Annotated in this window: 23 protein-coding genes and 3 pseudogenes; 12 read left to right on the top strand and 14 right to left on the bottom strand. The window is 64.1% G+C overall.

Annotated features, from left to right (window positions below; genetic code table 11):
* Together ACQKQD_RS16425 and groES are read right to left on the bottom strand one after the other, a co-directional pair.
* Nucleotides 1-573, bottom strand: a 573-nt coding sequence (locus ACQKQD_RS16425; protein ID WP_427508891.1) for a TCP-1/cpn60 chaperonin family protein, incomplete at its 3' end; no start/stop codon positions are given.
* 100 nt (nt 574-673) lie between these two features.
* Nucleotides 674-961 carry a co-chaperone GroES gene (groES, locus tag ACQKQD_RS16420; protein ID WP_056521150.1) on the bottom strand — a complete coding sequence of 96 codons (288 nt, stop codon included), beginning with the start codon at nt 959-961 and terminating at the stop codon, nt 674-676.
* Nucleotides 962-1,473: 512 nt separating this feature from the next.
* Between groES and ACQKQD_RS16415 the strand changes: the two genes are divergently transcribed.
* Together ACQKQD_RS16415 and ACQKQD_RS16410 are read left to right on the top strand one after the other, a co-directional pair.
* Nucleotides 1,474-1,656: a hypothetical protein gene (locus ACQKQD_RS16415; RefSeq protein ID WP_020096511.1), complete on the top strand. Its 183-nt coding sequence runs from the start codon at nt 1,474-1,476 to the stop codon at nt 1,654-1,656.
* 79 nt (nt 1,657-1,735) lie between these two features.
* Complete coding sequence (locus ACQKQD_RS16410) at nt 1,736-1,957, top strand: hypothetical protein (RefSeq protein WP_091683110.1); 222 nt, start codon at nt 1,736-1,738, stop codon at nt 1,955-1,957.
* Between the two features lie 356 nt (nt 1,958-2,313).
* Here the strand turns inward: ACQKQD_RS16410 and ACQKQD_RS16405 are convergent, their stop codons facing one another.
* Nucleotides 2,314-2,580, bottom strand: coding sequence for a hypothetical protein (locus ACQKQD_RS16405; RefSeq protein WP_091683109.1), 267 nt, complete (start codon nt 2,578-2,580; stop codon nt 2,314-2,316).
* Between the two features lie 456 nt (nt 2,581-3,036).
* On the opposite strand from ACQKQD_RS16405, the gene ACQKQD_RS16400 reads away from it, so the two are divergent.
* Together ACQKQD_RS16400 and ACQKQD_RS16395 are read left to right on the top strand one after the other, a co-directional pair.
* Complete coding sequence (locus ACQKQD_RS16400; protein WP_139215746.1) at nt 3,037-3,423, top strand: hypothetical protein; 387 nt, start codon at nt 3,037-3,039, stop codon at nt 3,421-3,423.
* 561 nt (nt 3,424-3,984) lie between these two features.
* On the top strand, nt 3,985-4,953 hold the full coding sequence (locus ACQKQD_RS16395) for an alpha/beta fold hydrolase (RefSeq protein WP_091683104.1): 969 nt from the start codon (nt 3,985-3,987) through the stop codon (nt 4,951-4,953).
* A gap of 51 nt (nt 4,954-5,004) precedes the next feature.
* Here ACQKQD_RS16395 and ACQKQD_RS16390 read toward each other — a convergent pair whose 3' ends face one another.
* The 4 genes from ACQKQD_RS16390 to ACQKQD_RS16375 form a co-directional block, all read right to left on the bottom strand.
* Nucleotides 5,005-5,280, bottom strand: coding sequence for a hypothetical protein (locus tag ACQKQD_RS16390; protein WP_244527069.1), 276 nt, complete (start codon nt 5,278-5,280; stop codon nt 5,005-5,007).
* A 120-nt stretch (nt 5,281-5,400) separates the two neighbouring features.
* Nucleotides 5,401-5,598, bottom strand: a complete 198-nt coding sequence (locus ACQKQD_RS16385; protein ID WP_056521132.1) for a hypothetical protein — start codon at nt 5,596-5,598, stop codon at nt 5,401-5,403.
* Nucleotides 5,599-5,641: 43 nt separating this feature from the next.
* On the bottom strand, nt 5,642-6,004 hold the full coding sequence (locus ACQKQD_RS16380; RefSeq protein ID WP_091683103.1) for a DUF6481 family protein: 363 nt from the start codon (nt 6,002-6,004) through the stop codon (nt 5,642-5,644).
* Nucleotides 6,005-6,107: 103 nt separating this feature from the next.
* Nucleotides 6,108-6,317: a cold-shock protein gene (locus tag ACQKQD_RS16375; RefSeq protein WP_056521128.1), complete on the bottom strand. Its 210-nt coding sequence runs from the start codon at nt 6,315-6,317 to the stop codon at nt 6,108-6,110.
* Nucleotides 6,318-6,804: 487 nt separating this feature from the next.
* Between ACQKQD_RS16375 and ACQKQD_RS16370 the strand changes: the two genes are divergently transcribed.
* Nucleotides 6,805-6,990 (top strand): DUF3606 domain-containing protein, encoded by a 186-nt coding sequence (locus ACQKQD_RS16370; RefSeq protein WP_091683101.1) that lies wholly within the window; start codon nt 6,805-6,807, stop codon nt 6,988-6,990.
* Nucleotides 6,987-7,406, top strand: coding sequence for a response regulator (locus tag ACQKQD_RS16365; RefSeq protein ID WP_091683100.1), 420 nt, complete (start codon nt 6,987-6,989; stop codon nt 7,404-7,406). Before ACQKQD_RS16370 ends, ACQKQD_RS16365 begins: the two co-directional genes overlap by 4 nt.
* 38 nt (nt 7,407-7,444) lie before the next feature.
* Here the strand turns inward: ACQKQD_RS16365 and ACQKQD_RS16360 are convergent, their stop codons facing one another.
* Together ACQKQD_RS16360 and ACQKQD_RS16355 are read right to left on the bottom strand one after the other, a co-directional pair.
* Complete coding sequence (locus ACQKQD_RS16360; protein ID WP_056521122.1) at nt 7,445-7,816, bottom strand: response regulator; 372 nt, start codon at nt 7,814-7,816, stop codon at nt 7,445-7,447.
* A gap of 32 nt (nt 7,817-7,848) precedes the next feature.
* The gene (locus ACQKQD_RS16355; RefSeq protein ID WP_170855256.1) at nt 7,849-9,345 is read right to left on the bottom strand and encodes a sensor histidine kinase; all 1,497 of its coding nucleotides are present in this window, start codon (nt 9,343-9,345) and stop codon (nt 7,849-7,851) included.
* Nucleotides 9,346-9,722: 377 nt separating this feature from the next.
* Here ACQKQD_RS16355 and ACQKQD_RS16350 point away from each other — a divergent pair.
* A pseudogene (locus ACQKQD_RS16350) lies at nt 9,723-10,379 on the top strand (IS630 family transposase); the annotation flags it as partial.
* A gap of 10 nt (nt 10,380-10,389) precedes the next feature.
* Here the strand turns inward: ACQKQD_RS16350 and ACQKQD_RS16345 are convergent.
* Both ACQKQD_RS16345 and ACQKQD_RS16340 read right to left on the bottom strand, forming a co-directional pair.
* A pseudogene (locus ACQKQD_RS16345) lies at nt 10,390-10,557 on the bottom strand (transposase); the annotation flags it as partial.
* Nucleotides 10,487-10,801, bottom strand: a complete 315-nt coding sequence (locus ACQKQD_RS16340; protein WP_244527070.1) for a hypothetical protein — start codon at nt 10,799-10,801, stop codon at nt 10,487-10,489. The gene ACQKQD_RS16340 and the pseudogene ACQKQD_RS16345, both read right to left, overlap by 71 nt.
* Nucleotides 10,802-11,276: 475 nt before the next feature.
* Here ACQKQD_RS16340 and ACQKQD_RS16335 point away from each other — a divergent pair, with 475 nt between their 5' ends.
* The gene (locus tag ACQKQD_RS16335; RefSeq protein WP_348272471.1) at nt 11,277-11,891 is read left to right on the top strand and encodes a MucR family transcriptional regulator; all 615 of its coding nucleotides are present in this window, start codon (nt 11,277-11,279) and stop codon (nt 11,889-11,891) included.
* A gap of 750 nt (nt 11,892-12,641) precedes the next feature.
* Nucleotides 12,642-12,872 (top strand): DUF6894 family protein, encoded by a 231-nt coding sequence (locus tag ACQKQD_RS16330; RefSeq protein ID WP_091683094.1) that lies wholly within the window; start codon nt 12,642-12,644, stop codon nt 12,870-12,872.
* An 83-nt stretch (nt 12,873-12,955) separates the two neighbouring features.
* Here ACQKQD_RS16330 and ACQKQD_RS16325 read toward each other — a convergent pair whose 3' ends face one another.
* The 3 genes and pseudogenes from ACQKQD_RS16325 to ACQKQD_RS16315 all read right to left on the bottom strand — a co-directional run bounded on the left by ACQKQD_RS16325 (nt 12,956) and on the right by ACQKQD_RS16315 (nt 16,205).
* Nucleotides 12,956-13,672 carry a thermonuclease family protein gene (locus ACQKQD_RS16325; RefSeq protein WP_244527068.1) on the bottom strand — a complete coding sequence of 239 codons (717 nt, stop codon included), beginning with the start codon at nt 13,670-13,672 and terminating at the stop codon, nt 12,956-12,958.
* Nucleotides 13,673-13,773: 101 nt separating this feature from the next.
* Complete coding sequence (locus ACQKQD_RS16320; RefSeq protein ID WP_427508887.1) at nt 13,774-13,950, bottom strand: hypothetical protein; 177 nt, start codon at nt 13,948-13,950, stop codon at nt 13,774-13,776.
* Between the two features lie 1,178 nt (nt 13,951-15,128).
* Nucleotides 15,129-16,205: pseudogene (locus ACQKQD_RS16315) on the bottom strand (IS5 family transposase).
* 142 nt (nt 16,206-16,347) lie between these two features.
* Between ACQKQD_RS16315 and ACQKQD_RS16310 the strand changes: the two are divergent.
* Genes ACQKQD_RS16310 through ACQKQD_RS16300 form a run of 3 tightly spaced genes read left to right on the top strand, consistent with a single transcriptional unit; the run spans nt 16,348 to nt 19,583 of the window.
* Nucleotides 16,348-16,680 carry a hypothetical protein gene (locus ACQKQD_RS16310; RefSeq protein WP_139215730.1) on the top strand — a complete coding sequence of 111 codons (333 nt, stop codon included), beginning with the start codon at nt 16,348-16,350 and terminating at the stop codon, nt 16,678-16,680.
* Nucleotides 16,681-16,713: 33 nt separating this feature from the next.
* A complete protein-coding gene (locus ACQKQD_RS16305) occupies nt 16,714-16,968 on the top strand; it encodes a hypothetical protein (RefSeq protein WP_091683092.1) in 255 nt (84 codons plus the stop codon).
* A gap of 38 nt (nt 16,969-17,006) precedes the next feature.
* Complete coding sequence (locus tag ACQKQD_RS16300) at nt 17,007-19,583, top strand: CheR family methyltransferase (RefSeq protein ID WP_091683090.1); 2,577 nt, start codon at nt 17,007-17,009, stop codon at nt 19,581-19,583.
* Nucleotides 19,584-19,865 lie beyond the last annotated feature (282 nt).

Below are 19,865 nucleotides of genomic sequence, written 5' to 3'. Positions count from 1 at the left end.
CTCGACGACGTCGAGCTCGGTCTCGGCCGTCTTGGCCTCCTCGACCGTGATCACGCCCTCGTTGCCCACCTTCTGCATGGCGTGGGCGATCATCTGGCCGATCTCGGTGTCACCGTTGGCGGAGATCGTGCCGACCTGGGCGATTTCCTCGGACGAGGCGACCTTCCGCGAGCGGCCCGCGATATCCTTTACGACCGCGGCCACGGCCAGATCGATGCCGCGTTTCAGGTCCATCGGGTTCATGCCGGCGGCGACGTACTTGACGCCCTCTCGGACGATGGAGGCCGCGAGAACGGTCGCCGTGGTGGTGCCGTCGCCGGCGGTGTCGCTCGACTTCGAGGCCACTTCGCGCACCATCTGGGCGCCCATGTTCTCGAACTTGTCGGCGAGCTCGATCTCCTTGGCGACCGTCACACCGTCCTTGGTGATGCGCGGGGCGCCGAAGCTCTTCTCGATCACGACGTTGCGGCCCTTCGGGCCCAGCGTCACCTTCACTGCGCTGGCGAGCAGCTCGACACCGCGCAGCATCCCCTCGCGAGCATCAACCGAAAAGCGAACATCTTTGGCGGACATGGTGGTGCACTCATCATCTGTCGTCTGGCCCCAAGGCACGCCACAGCGGGCGCCTCGACGGGAAGGTCGTCGTTCGAGGCCGCGAACGGCCTGATCGAGGCTAGGCGACGATGCCCAGGATGTCGGATTCCTTCATGATCAGGAGGTCCTGGCCGTCAATCTTGACCTCGGTGCCGGACCATTTGCCGAACAGCACACGGTCCCCCGCCTTGACATCGAGCGCGTTGATCTTGCCGGCCTCGTCGCGTGCACCGGGCCCCACAGCGACGACCTCGCCCTCCTGCGGCTTCTCCTTGACCGTATCGGGGATGATGATCCCGCCCTTGGTCTTCTCCTCGCCTTCGATGCGACGGAGCACCACGCGGTCGTGCAGCGGACGGAATTTCATTGTGAGATCCTGATCGTTCCCAAGCGAGATCCAACCGCGGTGATTGGCGCTGTCGCGGGACAGAGACCGGCGAGATTGTTTCGCCGCTTGATCGACCGACTGTTAGCACTCGCCGCATGGAAGTGCTAATCTTATGATGGGACAGCGGGCCCCGCTCATCCCGAAGCCGGGGCAAAACGCCTAAACGGCCCCTTCAGCGAGGGACAGCGGATTCGAACCGCCTGCGTCGATCGACCGATCTCCGCGCCGCGCGGATCAACCTGCGCGATCGTCCGCCCTGATCGGGCCGCTCAAGCAGGACTGTGTTGGAGGATGGCAAGACGATCAGTCAGGCCACCGCTCCGCCGACCAGCGACGATTTCACCGTGAAAAGCAGCTGTCTCGCCTGAAATCGCCAAGAGTTTTGACAATCGAAAATCTGGCCGGTGGCAGACGGATATTTCGTCTCTTTCACACGTTACACTTGTCCGCGCGATGGTCAGTCCCGCCGCTGGCGGACAAGGATCATTGTCATGACAATTCTGATGGCCGTCGCTCTGGCGATTGCGTTGCTCGGCATCGCGCTGACGTCGGCAGCCTACCGGTTTGCACCGGTGTCGAAGCACATAGCGAGCGGGGATATCGTCCTCGTCTGTGGGATCAGCACTGCGGCGTTGGGAAGCCTCGGAGTCCTCCTGCAGATCTTCACCGTCTGACCTGCGGGCTCGTCGAAGCCGCGTTGCCCGTGACCGGGTCGCGCGGCGGGATCCATGTCATGGACGGGAGGCTGCCACCATGCCGACACTGCCCGACGCCTACCTCCGGGACATCCTTGCAAAGGCGGAACAGGAACTCGCCGCGGCCGAGCTGCGCCGGGCCCAGCAGGCACGGATCGTCGCCGGCCCGCTCAATAGCCCGGAGACCCGAGCCGCCGCGGAACTGCTTCTGCGGGAGATCGACCGGACCATCACGTCCATCTGGGCGAACCGCCATTTAATCGAGGTCATCCTGGCCTGATCAAGCCGAGCCGGCAGATATGCCGATGCCGCGTTCATCCCCCCGCCCCTCGGCCAAGCGCGTCTCGTCCGTGCACAACGGCAGGTCGGCGGCTGGGGCCCCGACAATGGCACGGGACCAATTCTCACGATGCGTGTCACGTGCCGTTGCCTTGGGCGGTCATGCTGCCCGCGATCGGACCCTTATTCGAGCCCTCGGCAAAAACGTGGCCTGCACGGCACCGCCCGCCGACACTTCCCGAGGGGGCTGGCGACAAGCGTCAGCTCACGAAACTGCGCCACGGTCTGCCGAGGCGTTCGCCGACAGAGCCATCCGCGGCACGCATCTCCAAGCCACTTCGCTGTCGCTTTCCCAGATCATCGAGCGTCACGATCATCCACGAGACTTGGGCTTTGGGGGTCTGTGCGCTCGAAGCGGAGGGTCAATACCTGAGCTCGCTCCAGCGAAAGCAGACCATCAGCGACCAGGCCCGAAACCACTTCCCCGAATTCGTCCCTGGTAAGGCCACGACTCTTGAAGGACTTCACGATCGTGTCCGCATGCGCCATGACCATCAGATCGCGCTTGATCTCCATCGTCGAGGGGATCGATATTTTGCGCCCAAAACGTTTCTGATTGAGCATGGCGGATCTCCTTGACGACAGCAACGGAAGCTCGAGCACTGAAAACGCCGAGAAAGTTATTTCGTTCAGATCAGCGCCTGTTTCATGTTTTCCGGGATAAAATTACTAATATGCGATAAATCGCCAGATTTATATTTATTTGATCTGGTAAAATATTTTCGACACACCATCTTATGAGAGTCGCCGCATCCTGCGGGCGATCGCCGCGACGCGCGACTGTGTCGTCGGACGGACGCGGGTCCTGTCGCGTGCTGACGTCAGTCAGCAGGTGATGCGCTGAGTTCCCGGCATGGCGAATCTCGGGGACGACCCTCGACATGATGGAGCGGCTCTACGTCGCCAGTCGACCTGGCCACCTGAGCAAACGGTGACGTCATCGGCCGGCGCTTTGGCAGGACAGCGGCCGTCGGCTGTCTGCATGCGCGTGAATTCAGCCCGTCCAGCAAGGAGTGCGTTATGGCTCAACCCAGACTTACAGGCTTGGAGTTCAGCTGGTTCACCAAGTGCCAGATGATGGCGTCAAATTATGCCCAGCACTGGGAGATGGTTCTCGAGCCTGATCTTGGAGGTCTGATTCAGGCCGTCGCCACCGATGCGCGGACCAGCTTCACCGGGCCGCAATCGATGCGTCGCGTCGCCGAACGACTGACGCTCGTTGCGGACTCGCTTGTCGCGGCGAGCGACGATCGGGCTCGCGCTGCTGATTTGCGCCGCGAAGACGGTCGTTGCACGGAAGCGCTGCAATACTTGGCGTCGCAACTGGCGAGCACGGCAGCCAGCGTCGAGGCATGGAAGCATGCGTCCGCCTCCGCGACTGAAACAAGTCAGGCGCCGTCGGCGTGACTGCCAAAGGACTTATAATATCGGTCCCGGAAGATTAATAAACGGTTCTTATCGGAGCATTGAACAGATCAGATGATCGTTTTCAGATCCGATCGCCACAAGTTACAGGTCATGCCATCGGCGAAGGAGCCCAGCCGGTTCGACTGGTCGATCACGCGGGACGACGTGATCGTGCGCCAGTCGGCCCGATCCTTCGATTCGGAGGGCGCTTCGGAGACGAATGGCGATTTAGCCCTTCGTCGGATGACGGTGCGTTGGCAGGGCGCGCGATAGGCGCCGCAACCGCTACGGTCGTGCCTCCAACTGGGTCATCGCTCCGCCGGGCATGTCAGAGGCTTCAACCTGTCCGAGTGAGACCGGCGGGAGCTGCGCCGAGACCGACGCGTCCCGCGTGCCGTATGGCGGCGCCGACTAAGTGCCCAGCCGGCGTCATCCTGCCGACACCGATCGCCTGCCGCGCCGGAAACGGCGGACCGGCGCCTCTTCCCGTGGTGGGAAGGGGACTCGCCGTCCCTCGGCAATCGGAAGGCACGCCCCATTCCAGTGAACAGGATCAATCCCATGACAGGCCGTTCAAGAACAGCGTGGCTGCTTCCGACCCTGCTCGGCTCCGCGACCGCGCTGGGAGCGTCCGCCCTCTATGCGGCCGCCCAGGCGAAGCAGGCCGAGCGACGGACGCCACCGATCGGCGCGTTCCTCACCGTGGATGGCGTGCGCCTGCACTACGTCGAGCGGGGGGACGGCGAGCCGCTGGTGCTGATTCACGGCAACGGCATGATGATCCAAGACTTTCTCGTCAGCGGCATCGTCGACGATCTGGCTGAGCGCCACCGCGTCATCATCTTCGACCGACCCGGTTACGGCTACAGCGACCGCCCGCGCGGGCTCTGGACGCCGCGCACTCACGCGACGCTGTTCCAGAAGGCGCTTCAGCAGCTCGCCGTTGCCCAAGCCGTCGTCCTCGGACACTCCTGGGGGGCTTTGGTCGCGGTCGCCCTCGCGCTACAGGCCCCGCAGCTCGTGCGCAGCCTCGTCTTGGCGTCCGGATATTATTACCCGACGCTGCGCGCCGATGTGGTGCTCGCGTCCCCGGTGGCGCTCCCCGGCATCGGGGACCTGATGCGCCACTCGATCTCGCCCGTGATCGGTCGGATCCTGCAGCCCGCCCTGCTCAAGGCCATGTTCGCGCCGGCCGCCGTCACGGAGCGTTTCGACCGAGAGTTTCCGAAGGCCATGATGCTGCGGCCGATCCAGCTGCGGGCGTCAGCAGAGGACGCCGCGTTGATGACGCCGTCGGCGGCCGAGCTTCAGAAGCACTACCGCGATCTGAGGCTCCCGGTGGTGATCATCGTGGGCGGAGCCGATCAGATCGCCGATGTCGATCGGCAGTCGAAGCGCCTGCACGGCGAACTGCCCGACAGTCACCTCATCGTCGTGCCCGGCCTGGGCCACATGATCCAGCATCTGGCGCCAGACGCGGTCATCGCCGCCATCGAGCAAGCTTCGGAGCAGGTTCGCGTCGCCGCCTGAGGAGTGGCCGGTTCGGATCCCGGCGTCGCCGAAGTCGGACTGGCGGTGATGTCACAGAGCCCGCGCGAGGCCTGCTTCCAGAGCGAGTGCGTTGGCCGTCTGTTGCGAGAGGCGGACGCCCGTCGGCTCGACATCGGCATCCCCCTTCACCGCGCGGCGCACGATGGCCAGCGCCTCGTCCTCGGAGGTGGTGATGGCGACGTAGAACATCGCCAATTGCTCGGACAACTCGGCCTCGTCAGGTCGCGTCACCTTGAGGATGAAGGCCGTCTGGTTGGGTTCAATCATCGCCGCGTCGGCCGAATGCGCATTCGTGTTCGTCATCATGGCGTTCAACAAACTTGATTCCAGACTGCCCGCGGCATCTCCGCCGGTCCTGAGAGTCCCGACTGAGAGCCGTCACAGGACGCGCTCTCTGCACGCACTGATCCGACCGGCCGAAACCGATCAGGATGCGTGGGTGAGTTCGCCTTCCCGCACGGCACGCTCGCCGCTGGCGGACCTGATCCGGTAAGTCGGCTCGCCGGAACGGTCGTCCGGCGTGAGGCGAACAACCTCGAAGAGGCCGTCGACGATGCTCTTATTGCCGGCGTAGCTGAGCCCCAGCTGCCGGACATGCTGACCGATCTTGAACTTGTGCGACATGGGTCGTCCTCCTGGGTGACGGGTACTGCAGGCTAAGTCCGACCTACCGACGGGCTCGCGCCTTGCGAGCCGCGAAGCGTGCGTCGCGCGCGGCCTTCTGCTCGGCGGCGAGGTCAGCCTGCCGCGCTGCCTTCTCGGCTATCTGACGGGCGATCTCCGCTTCGGCGCGCTCCTTTGCGGCCAACGCTGCTGCCTCACGGTCAGCCTCGGCGGCCAGCCGAGCGATCTCCCGCTCGCTCGCCCGCACGTCCCGGGCCTGGACGACCGCGTGCCGCGCCGCTTGGCGGGCGAGGACGACCGGATCATCGGCCGCAGGACGAGCCCGGAAGCGGGCCAGCGTAGCCTGCCGCGCTTTGGCCGTCGCTTCGAGACGATCGACGAGCTGGTCTGTTTTGAATTGACCCACGGAAATTCCTTTTTGTCCGCGCCGACTCAGCCAAGGCGGCGAGAAACAGATGAAGCCGCTCCCGAGGGAACGGCTTCGAAAATCGTCGATTGTGCAGCGAGGCTCAGGCGGCCTGAAGGTTGCCGGCCGACTGCTTACCGGTGCGACGGTCGGACTCCATCTCGTAGGAGATCTTCTGACCTTCGGCCAAGTTGCGCATGCCGGCGCGCTCGACGGCGGAGATGTGGACGAACACGTCCTTGCCGCCATCATCCGGCTGGATGAAGCCGAAACCCTTGGTGTCGTTGAACCACTTAACGGTGCCGATGCTCATAGGTATTCCATATCTATACAGGCAAGAAATCGGGCCGAGCGCGCATCACGCGCGCCCGGTCTCTGGTCGTCGAAAATGGGAGAGATGCAGAGCGTTCGCCCTGTTCAGGCGAGACGGCCGGAATATCTGGCCAAAAGTCGATTTATCATCTCTACGCCATCGGCGAAATCATCACAACCATTAATGTGGCTCGGACAAAAATTAGCGCCCCGCGCCGCGATATCGTGCGCGCCAGAGAAGACTAAAACCGGCGACAGGATCATTGATCTGCAGCTGTCCGACCGCGGTAGAACTCGGGCTTCTGGCGCATCGCAGCGTCGCGCCGGAAGATCATCGGTCCCGCGGCCGTGGAGCCTTCCCATCCTGCCGCAGACACCGTCCACCCGCGAGACAAGGCAACCTTACACAACGTCCCGCGTTGGCAAACATCCATCCCACTGAATATCTGAGGCGCGGTCTTCGATGAGAAGACGCGAAGCAAGAGCGCATGTCGTTCGTCAAAAAAACCTTACCCAGCCGAGCCGCCACGCACATCGATATCAATGATCGGGTCGTTCGAGCCGCGTGGGCCGAACGCTTCGCGATTACGGAGGGGCAGCTGCGCAAGGCGGCGAGACTGGTGGGTTCCCGCATCACGACCCTCACGAGTCATCTTGGCGGGCCGTGCTCATGACGGCCCTCACCACGCGCCAGAGGGCTCCGTTAGCCCCGAACCAGCTCGGCATCCTGATCGTCGACGACGATCCGGTGCAGCTGATGGACATGGCCGGGGCGCTGACCGACGCTGGACTCATCGTGTTCGAGGCTTGCAACTCCGAGCAGGCGGTCGACCTTCTCTCGACCCGTACCGACGTGCGCGTCCTGATCAGCGACGTCGATATGCCCGGCAGCGAATTGAACGGGTATCAGTTGGCGAAGCTCGTCGCGGCGCGGTGGCCCGAGATCAGGCTGCTGGTGCTGTCCGGTCGGAACAATCCCAAGGGCACCGATCTGCCGGACGGAGCACGTTTCGTATCCAAGCCGTGCGCGCTCCATGCGCTCACCGGCAACATCTTCGATCTCCTGTCCGAACAGGGCGGCGGCATCTAGGCCGGTGTGGCCGACACTGCTGCGCGGAGCGGCCGGTCTCAGGCCACCAACGCCAGGGCCGTCGCCGAGACCTCGTTCAGACTGAACGGCTTGGGAAAAAACCGCGCCTTGTCGGGCAGGGTTCTCGGCCGGAACGCGAGTGGGCCGGAGCAGACCATCACGGCGGTCTCCGGCCAACGCTCCGCGATCAGCTGCGCCAAGCGAATGCCGTCGACCCGACCGGGCATGCGCACGTCGGTGAACACCAGCTGGATCGTCGGGAGTCTACCAAGCAGGTGCAGGGCCATGTCGCCAGTCCAGGCCTCGATCACGTCGAAGCCTGCATCGGCGAAGACATCCATGGTCTCCATCCGCGTGATGTTTTCATCCTCGACGATCAGCGCGGTTGGCTTCGAAATGATTTTGTTCATGGCTTAGAGCAAGCACGCGGAACGGTTTTCGTTCAATCTGAAATCTCCGTCTTTTCTTGAAACCCTGCGACGGGCGCCACGAGATCACACGTGACGCCGCTCGGCTGGTACACCAGCCTCACGGTCCCACCGATGGTCCCGGCGAGACCGCGCTCGATCAGACGGGTTCCGAAGCCCGTGCGCGACGGTGTCGAGACCGGCGGCCCGCCCGATTCAGTCCAGCACAGCCGCAGCTGCGGATCGTCGCCCGCCGCCTCGATCTGCCAGCGGATGCCGATGTGCCCGGCCTCGGTCGAGAGCGCCCCGTACTTGGCAGCGTTCGTCGCCAATTCGTGGATCATGAGCGCGAGAGCCAGCGCGGCCTTGGGGCCGATCTCGAGCGGCGGTCCCTCGATCCGGAACCGCCCCGCCTGCTGGTTGTCGTGCAGAGCCAGCGCCCCCCGGATGACGGCCTCCATCCCGGCCTGCTCGGTGTTGCTCGCCAGGAGAATGTCGTGGGCCTTGCCGAGGGCGATCAGGCGCTGCAGCAGGGCGTCGCGCGCGCTGTCCAAGCTGGCGGCGTTGCGCAGGGTCTGCGCCGCGATGGCCTGGACGATGGCAAGGGTGTTCTTCAGCCGATGGCTGAGTTCATGGTTGAGCAGGCTCTGGTGCTGGTCCGCCGCCGCCCGCGCGCTGTTGTCCAGCATGACGCCTGTCATGCGCATGACGCGTCCGGCCTTGCTTCGGACCAGGAACGCCTGATTGAGCACGTCGGCATACGTGCCGTCCGCGCGCTGAAACCGGTACGCGTCGGCCCAACGCGGGCCCACCTCGGTAGCGCTGAGGACCTTCTGACGGACGCGCTCCCGATCCTCCGGATGAATGTGCTCAAACCACCATGCGGCCGTCGGTGTGACGGTCGAGGCCACGTAGCCGTAGACGCGGGTGAGGGCATCGTCCCAGTGAAAGGTATCGCCCTCGCGATCCCAATCCCACATCACATCCGTCGTGGCGCGCGAGGAAAGCCGGAAGCGCTCCTCGCTGATCTGCAGCGCGTCGCGCGCCTCGTCGGAGGTGGTGAGCGCGCGATCCCGTTCCCGGATGGCCCGCCGCAACTCGAGCTGGGTCATCACCTGACGGGCGAGCGCCTGCAGGCCGGACGCCTGTTGCGGGGTGAGGCCCTCCGGCCGGGGCTCGTTGTCGATCACGCACAGCGTGCCGATCGCGATCCCGTTGGTCGCCGTCAGCACGGCGCCCGCGTAGAAGCGGATGAACGGCTCTCCGGTCACCAGCGTGTTGTCACGGGTGCGGAGGTCCTGCGTCAGGTCCGGGATGATGAGGATATCCCGCTCGGCGAGGGCGTGGGCACAGACGGATTGGCTGAGCGGCGTCTCGCAGGGGGCAAACCCGATCCGGGCCTTGAACCACTGGCGGTCGCTGGCCACGAAGCTGATGAGGCCGACGGGCGTATCGCAGATCTGGGTGGCGAGGGCGACGAGATCGTCGAAGCCGGGCTCCGCGGGCGACTGGAGGATGTCGTAGCCGCTCAAAGCGGCTTTTCGCGCATGCCCGGCTGGGTCATTCATCGCATTGGTGTGTGCAGGGGTGATGAGTACCCGTAGCCAGAAGTTGCGATCTACGCCACCCGGCAATCGTCACCCGCTCATCGTGGCGCCAGCTACGGCCCGCTCGGAACGGAATTGGCGCCTCGGGCATCCGAATGCCGCAGGCGGTTGGGGCCGTGATCCTGCGATCTGCGCCGATCCGGCGCGGCGGCTTTCCGAGGCCGGGCAAGGCGGGCATGATAGGCCCGCGCCGAGCTGCTATCCATCGACACTGACCTGCACGGGCATGTCTAGTGGTCAAAACCTAACGGTTGAGTCCGTCCCGGGTTTCGGTTTGGGCTGTGTCCTGCGAGTCTGGCGGGATGCACAGCGGCATCTCCTTCTCGCTTTCTGCTTCGGATCGCCTTCGACTGGACGCCCTCGTGGCTGACCGGAATACGCCGCAGAAGCATGTCTGGCGCGCTCGCATCGTGCTGCTGAGCGCCGATGGGCTCGGGACGCACGCGATCATGCGTGAGGCGGCCGTGTCCAAGACCGCGGTCTGGCGCTGGCAGGAGCGCTTCGCGCGAGAGGGTCTCGCTGGGCTCCTTCGCGACAAGACACGGCCAGCCCGCATCCCGCCGCTCGGCCCGGAGGTTGCGGCGCGCGTGGTGGCCCTGACCCTGGCTGATCCGCCCGGCGAGACCACGCATTGGACGGCAGCTGCCATGGCCCAGGCCACATCCATCAGCGTCTCGTCGGTGCAGCGGATCTGGCGCGGGCATGGCCTGCAGCCGCATCAGGCGCGGCAGTTCAAGCTCTCCAACGACCCGGCCTTCGCCGCCAAATTGCGCGATGTGGTCGGGCTCTACGTCGATCCACCAGCTCATGCCGTGGTGCTCTCCGTCGACGAGAAGTCGCAGATCCAGGCGCTGGCCCGAACGCAGGACCCGTTGCCGATGAAGCCGGGGCAGCCCACGACGCGCACCCACGACTACAAGCGCCACGGCACCACGACCTTGTTTGCCGCCCAGGACGTCCCACGGCGTGTCATCGCTTGAGCCAGTCGAGGGCTGCGGCGAGGGAGAGGACGCCTATGAAGCTGGCGGCGGTTTTCTCGTAACGGGTTGCGACGGCTCGCCATTCCTTAAGCCTGGCCCAGAGGCGCTCGATCTGATTGCGGTTGTTGTAGATCCAGTCCGGACAGGCGACGGGGGTCGTCGAAGCGTTGCACGGCCCCGATCCAGTCGCGAATGCCACAATGCTGCACGGCCCGAGCTACCAGGCCGGTGCCGGTGCTCGCCAGCTCAGGTGTCACGGTCTGGCCGGAGAAGAAGGTCTGGTCGAAGAACTGCCGGGCCTCGTCCACCATCCGGGCAGCGACGGTGGAGCTACCGACCTCCAGAAGCTGGTCGAGCTGGATCGGGATGCGAGAGCGCCGACGCGGCGCTGAGTTTTGCAACACCGGCGCACCAAGCGCTCATTATCTCGACATGGCGCCCTGGCTTCGGCCGGGGCGCCTTTCATCGTTTCAAGCGCTCCGAACTGCGCGGTCTCTCGCGCGGAGACCGATCCCCAAGCGTAGACCCTCTCAAACCACCCGGCTCGGGCCGCGGCGGTTTTTTCGTGCGCTGGGCCGCCGCTTGCGACGCCCGAGCTCCTCCCGACTTCAGCCTCGCCGGTACCCCCGCGCGAGGCTCTCTCGTTTCATGGTTTGCGGCTGCCCGCGCCCTGCCGGCGCTGGCCTACCTCTTAGATCAGCGAAGCCGCACCGCGGGCAGTCACGGCCTAAAATGCTGTGACAGAACTTCAGCCTCTTGAATGAGGCGGACATGTCGTGCCGCATCCACCTTGATGCGTCGATTTAACCAAGCAGCTGATCTTAGAACCGGTCAATATCCAAAGCTATCTGATATTATCTCGTAGATACGCCATCGGTGTTTCTGCGTGGGTCTCCGCCCAGTTCGCAGGAGGCATCATTGGACGACGCTACATCAACCTTGGCTCCCGATCAGAGCAACCTAATCGAGCTCACGGCCGATATCGTGTCCGCTTCCGTCTCGAAAAACTCTGTGCCTACATCCGAAATGCCGGCGCTTCTGTCCGCGATCCACGGCGCGCTCAGTGGATTGAGTAACCCCGCTACCCCGGCTGAGTCTAAGGTCGACCGTGCCACTCCGAGCCAGATCCGGAAGTCGATCATGCACGACGCGCTGATCAGCTTCGAAGACGGCCGACTGTACAAGACCCTGAAACGGCATCTGAGGGGAGTGGGCCTCACCCCGGACGAGTACCGGGCGAAGTGGGGCCTGCCGGTCGACTACCCGATGACCGCCCCGAGCTACTTCGAGATGCGCTTGGCCCTGGCAAAGAACACTGACCTCGGCAACCTGCGCCGGAACGCAGCCCCCAAGGTGGCGGAGGTCGCAGAGACGATCACCGAGGCGCCCAAGGCCCGAGGCCGGAAGAAGGTGGTCGAGTCGGCGTCTGCACCGGCCGAGAAGCCCACGCGCCCCCGCAAGCCGAAGAAGGCTGCTGTTGCGGCCGAGTGAGGCAGCTCGGCGTGGGGGTTGTTCATTCACCCTTTGGCCGCCACCATCTCCTCGGGCGTCCGTCTCAACAGCCGACGCCAAGCCGGGGGTGCCGCGTTGACACTACGGCCTCTGGTGAGAAGCCCGCCCGGTTCGCCGCGGCGGGCTTTTTCGTGGGCCGAGCGCTGATGCAGGCTTCTCGGCTCATCTCGGCACGCGCCGCGGCGATCGAGCCTACAGTCAAAATTGCGCGCAATTGATATAGGTTGTACACAACCGACTAAGCGGCATGCTTCGAGCTGGCGAAATTTCGGAGGCTTGGACGTGGAACCGCATGACTTTTCCAGGGCGAACGACGACAGCGAGAGACGTCTGGCTCCCGCATCTGACGCTGTGACCGACCTAATCGTCGCTTTGTCGATCTGCGCGACTTCGCTTAACCAGCTGGCCGACGAAGTAGTCCGGTGTGCGGCGTGTACGAACGATCCTGATCAGCGAGAAGACCTGTGGGCGGCCGCACGAGGCCAACGGATCCAGGTCCTCGAGGTACAGGGCATGCTCGCGGCTCTGACCAAAGCCTTCACCGAAAGCTACGTCGGCCACGAAGGTTCATAGGCGATGGTGGCCTGCGGACGGAGCTTTCCGTGGCATTGGCTGCGGCCTACCGTCGGTCATCGTGAACCCAGGCGGCTGTGCGTATCGTCTCCGCACGTCGAACCGTTCTCGATACTCCAGGTTTGCCGCGTGGGGGATCAGACCACGGAGGCGTGAGTGTCACGCTACTTCATCAGCACCACTAACGGCCACGAAGTCGAGGACGACGAGGGCGTCGAGCTATCCGGCCGCGGGGCATTACGCGCCCTGCTGGGGAGGACACTGACGGCGATCCTCCACGACGAATGCGCGATCGACGGGTCGAAAGAGTGCAGCGCCCGAGCCTACGACGAAGACGGCAAGCTCGTGATGCGGGCGCGGGCTACCATCGACATCACAGATCAGTAGGCCACCCCGGTTCAAGGCTGGTGAGATCGGACGCTCCCCGCCCAGTGAGCAGATCGGGGCGGGGCCGAGCGGACAATACGCGGTTAGCCGCGCGCACCTCGCCATCCGGCCGCCTTCGCCTCGTCCTCGCTGCAGAACATGCGCTCGCCGGAGCCCGTGGTGATCACGGTCCGGTCGTAATCCCTCGTCCCGGGCAGGTGGTAGATCTTGTCGCCCTTGCGCGAGATGTTGCCCTTGATCGCACAGGCGGTCTGTACGGGCGCCGGAGCAGCGGCCGGGAGTTTCTCCATCTCCGGCCGGGTCTCCACGCCGCCGGCGCGCTTGGCGCGCCTCCAGTCCGACGGTGGATCGAAGGTGCCGGCCCAAAGGCCGCGCTTCAGCGCCCTCGCGGTGGTCTCGACCCCGACGTAGTCGCGGGAGTAACGCTGGTAGGCCGTGGCGTAGCCCTGGCTCGCCATCCAGGCGTTCAGGTCTTCGTCGCCTTTCCGGCATATCGCAACGGTTCGGCCATACCGATCAGTATCGCGCGGCTCACAGGAGATAATCGCCTCGCCGATCTGGCGAGCCAGGGCGAGCGCCGCCACTTGCCCGCACCGGTAGGACTTGCCGGCAGCGTCCTGACAAAGCTGAGCACTCTCCGGCGCGTCGATGCCGTGCAGGCGGACCCGAGTGCTGCGGATCACCACCGTGTCACCGTCCGTGACGGAAGCACGGCCTACGATCGGCTCCGCCGCCAGAACCGGACCGGAGAGTAAAACGAGGACGGCGAGAGCGTGGCGCATCGCTTTGGGATAGCTCATTCGCAGCTTCCGGCAACCTCTTCCGCGAGGTCGTGCAGAGCCATAGGCGGCAGATGGCGGAGGTGGAGCAGCTTGCGCATCCGGCCGCACCCCCGCAATGGTTATGTAGCTTTGGAGCCGGCCTTCCTGCTGATAGACTCCTCGTCCGCAATGGCCCGATCTATAGCTTCGATTTCGGCCTGCAAATTTTTGATGCTTTCCTGCTGATCCACGATTTTTCGGCGGTTCATCACCATCTGGTCGCGCAGCTCTTTTAAGGCGTCAACCGGACTCAGCATGACGTTCCTCCTTTTGACGCGCGGAGAGTTGCGGGTGAGCTTACCTTCCCAACAAAATTGCTTTCCTTGAGGTTCATATCTCGCGTCAACTTCGATTATCTGAAACTCATGGTTCGCTCTCCAAAATTCGCTCGTCTTAACTCTATTTCGTCACAGATATTATTGTCATTTACTTGCGATGATCCCTTCTTAGAACTCGGCGCCACCAATTGTCCGCGAGCATTGAGCGACATGCGGGGCATTGCAAAACACCTTTTATTGCCTGACATTATAAATATGGTATCTAGGCGATCATATTGCGACTACCGAGACTCATGAGATTTTTTGTAAAGCCATAGCCAGCCTCAGATTGACGATGGGCCGCTGACTGCTCTATTGGGTCTGAAAGCATCAACGTGCCCGCACCTCAGCAGAGCGCGGCCCGGCAGGATAGCTGCCAGCGAACGCATCGCACCAATACTAGCGGCGTTCTATTTCGCGACATCGTGCAGAAATACGGGCCTAAATGGCGAAGTCGGATTGTGGCCTTCGGAACCGATCGCCCGCTCGCGTGTCTTCCTATTACCTAAGTACCGACCCATCACAGCCCACCCGGCCTAACGCCGCGGTGGGCTTCTTGTCTTATCTTCATCAGGAGAATGGCTTTGATACGTTTCACGGTCTCATATACAAACAGAACAGGCGCAGTAATCACAAAACATAACACGACCCAGTCAGCGTACGAAGAAGCTCGCGAGTATATCCGCAAGGGCTACCATGATGTGATGCTAACTGATCTCGCAACTGGTTCGAGAAGCAGTTCGGCGCTCATCAAAAAAGACCTTGAACGCGTCGACGAGTTTTATCGCGAGGCGCTGTAGATCGAATGCTCTGTCGCTGTCCCGCTGACGGCCAACTGCCGGCGCGAGCAAGGGATTTTTGAAGGGTCAGAACGGATTAAATATTTCACACAGGCTCCGGCTGACGGAGGGAGTCATGGATCTGCGCCAATCGCCGCCACTGAAGGCAATTTCTAAGAGGGCTCACGCGCGCTATCGGGCGCCCTAAAGATGGGCACCTCCAATTACCTCGATGAGGGCGGTCTCTTGGTGGGATCAGCGAAATGCCGAGCGCTTTGGCGATCCGATGCTATCCTCACGCTGGTCCCGGTCGGGGCAAAAAGCCCTCGATCCCGGCCCTCAGGCGGTCTTCGTCCGGGATCCGTTGAGCCAGACCGCCCGATTCATGTTGTAGATCAGATTGGCCAGTCCGATCTTCATCCGGGCTCTCGCCAAGCCAACCGTGCGCACCACGAGCCCATCGGCCCCTTCTGCCGAGCGAAGACGTGCTCGATGGCGACGCGGACCTTCGACTTTTCGCCGTTGGCCCGGGCGATGTTCCTCGCCATCGGCTTGCCCGGCGGCTTCTTGCGATGGATGCGGGAGCGAAAGCCGTTGCCCGCCAAGTGTGCCTCGTTGGCCTTCGAGCGGTAGGCCGTATCGGCCCAGACGTCGCTGGCGGTATTGGCCTTCGAGAGGAGACTGGGCAGCTGCGCCCCGTCGTGGCGGGCCGCGTCGGTAGCGGTCCAGGTTCGGATCAGCCCATGGCGGCGATCGATGCCGACGTGGTTCTTGTAGCCGAAGGTCGGCACCGCGAGGTCGATCCGCTTCGACCCATATTCAGCCGGCTTGGCCTTCGACCATTTGATCGTCCAGCGCGTCGCGGTCCTTCTGGGCGAGCCTGGCCGGCTTGGCCTTCCAGGCGTCGGGCACACGGCCGGCCTTCAGATCCGCCCTCTCGGCTTCCGTGTTGCGCTGCTTGGGTGCGGCCACCACGGTCGCGTCGACGATCAGCCCACCCATCGCTAGGAAACCGGCGTGCCGCAGGGCCGTGTCGTAGGCTGAAAACAGCACTGCGATGGCCGGCTTCCCCGCAATCTCGGCCCGGGTGAGCGCCTCGCGGAACGTCCAGATCGTGTTGGCGTCGGGCACCGAGTCGGACAACCCGAGCCCGAGGAAGCGCATGAACGACAGCCGGTCCTTGATCAGGAACTCCGTGCGCTCGTCCGACAGCGAGTGGCTGGCCTGGAGGATCAGCACCTTGAACATGAAGACGAGATCGAACGGTGGGCGACCGCCCTTCGACCCGTCTGAGCGGGGCACGGCACAGGCGAGGTCGTCCCGGAATAGCTCGAAATCGACGATGCGGGTCAACCGCTCCAGCGCGTCGCCCTTGGCCGAGAGTGATCCTCCCTCGGCATCGCGGACACCTCTGATACGCTCATGCTGAGCGGGGAAGGTGTCGGATGACCGAGCCGCGGTTTACACAAGTTTGCCGCATCTAGAAATTGAGAGCATGATCGCCCGTCAAGCCCAAAGTTGATCGACGCTTCGGCGTGCTGCGAAGTTTGGAACGCCTATGAATGACCGCCTCCATCTAGCAGATCGGAGCCTTGAGGTTGCCCGCGAATTGCGTGCGGCGGCCGAGGAAACAAGGCGGACGCTGGATGCATCGCGTGAGCTCGTCCGGCGCTCACGGGTTCAGTCGAACTCCATGGCTGGCTCAGCGACGCTCAGCGACGACGTTGCGCCCTCGCAGTATCTCGTGGAGTGCCTCATCGACGCCTACGAGGCCGCGAAAGATGAGCCCGACGTACTGACCCGCAACCTCCTCGGTCAGGTGCTCCATCATGTCGGTTGTCGCATCGCGAGAGCGTTTGGACCAAAGGCGGTCGGGCTCGCAACGCATTGATCGACGGCCCGCAAGCGCCAGTGGAGGTGCCAGATGAACGGCGACGATCCGCAGGCCGGCTGTGACACTGACGCACTGGACCGCATTGCGCAGGCCCTGGGCGTTCCCGTCGCGGCTTTCCTCGCAGACAAACCGGATGAGGCCCCCAACGTCGCAAATGCGGTGATGGCAATGGGTGATCCGGCTCACGTTGTGACGTTGCTGCGCCTGTTCGCGCGGCTGAAGAGTCCCGAAGCGCGGGCCCGCTGCCTAGCCTACGTCGTGCAGGAGGCCACGCGGGACGACTGATCCGCGCGGTTGGCCTCGACAACGGGTGAGAACGCAGGATGCTGAAACCCGACGAACGGGGTGGCATCGATCCGGGGGCTCAGAACGGGGTGATGGACCAGGACCACTTTCCAGTTGTCGGCATCGGCGCGTCCGCAGGCGGCATCGAGGCGATGCGGAGCTTCTTCCGAGGGGTGCCCGAGACGCTCAGGGCCGCCTTCGTGGTCGTGACGCATCTCAGCCGGGGACATAAAAGCCAGCTCCCGAACGTGCTGGCCCAGTTCACGTCGCTCGAGGTCGAAGCCGCCACCGACGGTGTGCCGGTCCGGCCGGGCCACGTCTACGTCATGCCTGCCGGTTTCGTCATGGGCATCGCGGGCGGCCGGCTGACTTTGACGCCGCTGGAGCCAGCGGGCCGCGAGACCAAGCCGATCGACCTTTTCCTGACCGCCCTGGCCCTAGACCAGGGCGAGCGTGCGGTCGGCGTGATCCTGTCCGGCGGCGACGGCGACGGTGCCATCGGCGTCAAGGCGATCAAGGAGCACGGTGGCCTGACCCTGGCTCAGACCGCGGATGGTTACGGCCCCGAGACCGCGGACATGCCGCTCAGTTCACTCCGGACCGGCTTCGTCGATTTCGGCGAGATGGCCGACCGGATGGGCGAGCGGATCGCCGCGCACGCCGCCGCGCACCTCGCCGCCGCGCCGGACGCGCTGGCCACCCAGGGCGACGCGGACGCGCGGGGGCTCGACGCCGAGCTGCTCACCGAGATCTTCGCCATCCTCCGCCGCCAGGTCGGCCACGACTTCTCGGGCTACAAGCCCAGCACCTTCGTGCGCCGCCTTCAGCGCCGCATCGGCATCGTCGGCGCGGCCGGGCCGAACGGCTACCTCAAGCTGCTGCGTGCCGACCCGGCCGAGGTCGGGGTGCTGTTCCGGGACCTCCTGATCGGCGTGACGAACTTCTTCCGCGACACCGCCGCCTTCGAGTCCCTGGCCACCCAGGTCATCCCGAAGCTGCTCGACGCACGCGCGGCGACCGATGTCGTGCGGATCTGGGTACCGGCCTGCTCGACCGGCGAAGAGGTCTACTCCCTGGCCATCCTCCTGCGCGAGAACATGCTCACCATGGCGGATCCACCGCGGGTGCAGATCTTCGCCACGGACATCGACGAGCGTTCGCTCGCGGTAGCCCGGACCGGCCGCTACCCGAGGGCTTACCTTGATGCTGTCTCTCCCGAGCGGATCGCGCAGTACTTCGTTGTCGAGGGCGACAGCGCGGTGGTCGCGAAGTCCGTGCGTGACCTGTGCACGTTCGCCCCGCACAGCGTGCTGCGCGACCCGCCGTTCTCGCGCCTCGATCTCATCTCCTGCCGCAACCTGATGATCTACCTCGGCGTCGAGGCCCAGCAGCAGCTGATGCCGGTGCTGCACTATGCCCTGCGGCCGCGCGGCTACCTGTTCATCGGGATGGCCGAGAATGTCACGCGGTTCGAGGATCTGTTTGAAACGATCGACAAGCGGAACCGCATCTTCCAGGCTCGCGACGCGATCCCGCCGGCGCGGCTGCCGCCGATGTCAGGGCCGGATACGCCGACCTTCACGAATACCGGCCAGCCGCACCGGCGCCACGTGACTACGCATGCTGCTCTGCGGCACGCAGTCGAGACGCAGATGCTGTCCGAGTTCACACCGCCGCACGCGGTTGTGACGCGGACGGGCGAGGCCGTGCACTACTCGTCGCGGATCGGCGATCACCTGGAAGTCGTGCCTGGCCAGCCAACCCGGGAACTAGCCGCGATGGCGCGCAAAGGCTTGCGCCTGGATCTCCGGACAGCCCTGCGCGAGGCGATCGAGGGCAACACCCTGGTCTCGCGTGGCGGCATCGGCGTCGAACTGCCGGACGGCCGTCTCCAGTCGATCTCCCTGGTGGTCAAGCCGCTGAACACGCCCGGCGCGATCGAGCCGCTTTTCTTGGTCGTTTTCAACGAGGCCGCTGCCCCCATCGAGAAGGAGCGCCAGCAGGCGCTGGAGGCGAACGAGCGGGACACAGCGCTGCAGGGCCTTGAGCGTGAATTGAGTGTGACGCGGGAACGGCTCCAGGCTGTGATCGAGGAATACGAGACCTCCCTCGAGGAACTTAAATCGTCGAACGAGGAGCTGTACTCGGTCAACGAGGAGATGCAGGCCGCCAACGAGGAGCTGGAGGCGTCGAAGGAGGAGACACAGTCTCTGAACGAGGAACTTCAGACGGTTAATTCCGAACTGACATGCAAGATTGAGGCCATAGATCAGTTAATCGAAGATCAGGCCACGTTGTTTGAGGGCATGAACGTCGCGAGCGTGCTTCTGACTCCGGATCTCCACATCCGCATGTTCACCAACGCGGCGGCGCAGATTTTCGGCCTACAACCGAGTGATGTAGGGCGCTCCCTGCGCAACTTCTCTGCGCCGATTCCTCTAGCTTGGATGTTGGACGAGATCCCGACGGTGTTGGCGGCGAACCGGCCCTCCGAGCGGACGATCGAGGGGGCTGACGGCGCCCGCTACCGGGTCCGGCTGATGGCCGCGACCCGCAAGGGCAGCCGCATGCCCGGGATCGTCGCCAACTTCACGGACCTGATCGAGCAGGAATGACCGACCGGTTTGCACGCCGCGCCTGCGACCTCGGTGGCCCACACGCACTGGCGTGACGCAGACACAGTAGACTGCGCCAGCGCGTCGTAGGTTGCTACGGCATTGCAGGGCTTACCCGCCTTTGGGGTACAGGAGAGAGCGAATCCTGTCGCCGATCAAGGTCGAAGGTAGAACGTCAGCTATCTGGCGGCAGACTAAGCTCCGATTGCTACCCCGAGCCGAAGCTGTCAGTCGGCCGAGGTTATGACCGCTTATGGGAAGGGCTCCCCGCGCTCTAAGTGG

It is taken from the genome of Methylobacterium sp. NPDC080182, assembly GCF_050281105.1.
GTDB lineage: Bacteria > Pseudomonadota > Alphaproteobacteria > Rhizobiales > Beijerinckiaceae > Methylobacterium.
This window is presented reverse-complemented; position numbering and strand designations above follow the sequence as displayed.

Coding starts and splice junctions, on each gene's coding strand:
- groES (WP_056521150.1), bottom strand. CDS start 961: ATGAAATTCCGTCCGCTGCACGACCGCGTGGTGCTCCGTCGCATCGAA.
- ACQKQD_RS16415 (WP_020096511.1), top strand. CDS start 1,474: ATGACAATTCTGATGGCCGTCGCTCTGGCGATTGCGTTGCTCGGCATC.
- ACQKQD_RS16410 (WP_091683110.1), top strand. CDS start 1,736: ATGCCGACACTGCCCGACGCCTACCTCCGGGACATCCTTGCAAAGGCG.
- ACQKQD_RS16405 (WP_091683109.1), bottom strand. CDS start 2,580: ATGCTCAATCAGAAACGTTTTGGGCGCAAAATATCGATCCCCTCGACG.
- ACQKQD_RS16400 (WP_139215746.1), top strand. CDS start 3,037: ATGGCTCAACCCAGACTTACAGGCTTGGAGTTCAGCTGGTTCACCAAG.
- ACQKQD_RS16395 (WP_091683104.1), top strand. CDS start 3,985: ATGACAGGCCGTTCAAGAACAGCGTGGCTGCTTCCGACCCTGCTCGGC.
- ACQKQD_RS16390 (WP_244527069.1), bottom strand. CDS start 5,280: ATGATGACGAACACGAATGCGCATTCGGCCGACGCGGCGATGATTGAA.
- ACQKQD_RS16385 (WP_056521132.1), bottom strand. CDS start 5,598: ATGTCGCACAAGTTCAAGATCGGTCAGCATGTCCGGCAGCTGGGGCTC.
- ACQKQD_RS16375 (WP_056521128.1), bottom strand. CDS start 6,317: ATGAGCATCGGCACCGTTAAGTGGTTCAACGACACCAAGGGTTTCGGC.
- ACQKQD_RS16370 (WP_091683101.1), top strand. CDS start 6,805: ATGTCGTTCGTCAAAAAAACCTTACCCAGCCGAGCCGCCACGCACATC.
- ACQKQD_RS16365 (WP_091683100.1), top strand. CDS start 6,987: ATGACGGCCCTCACCACGCGCCAGAGGGCTCCGTTAGCCCCGAACCAG.
- ACQKQD_RS16360 (WP_056521122.1), bottom strand. CDS start 7,816: ATGAACAAAATCATTTCGAAGCCAACCGCGCTGATCGTCGAGGATGAA.
- ACQKQD_RS16325 (WP_244527068.1), bottom strand. CDS start 13,672: ATGAGCTATCCCAAAGCGATGCGCCACGCTCTCGCCGTCCTCGTTTTA.
- ACQKQD_RS16320 (WP_427508887.1), bottom strand. CDS start 13,950: ATGCTGAGTCCGGTTGACGCCTTAAAAGAGCTGCGCGACCAGATGGTG.
- ACQKQD_RS16310 (WP_139215730.1), top strand. CDS start 16,348: ATGAATGACCGCCTCCATCTAGCAGATCGGAGCCTTGAGGTTGCCCGC.
- ACQKQD_RS16305 (WP_091683092.1), top strand. CDS start 16,714: ATGAACGGCGACGATCCGCAGGCCGGCTGTGACACTGACGCACTGGAC.
- ACQKQD_RS16300 (WP_091683090.1), top strand. CDS start 17,007: ATGCTGAAACCCGACGAACGGGGTGGCATCGATCCGGGGGCTCAGAAC.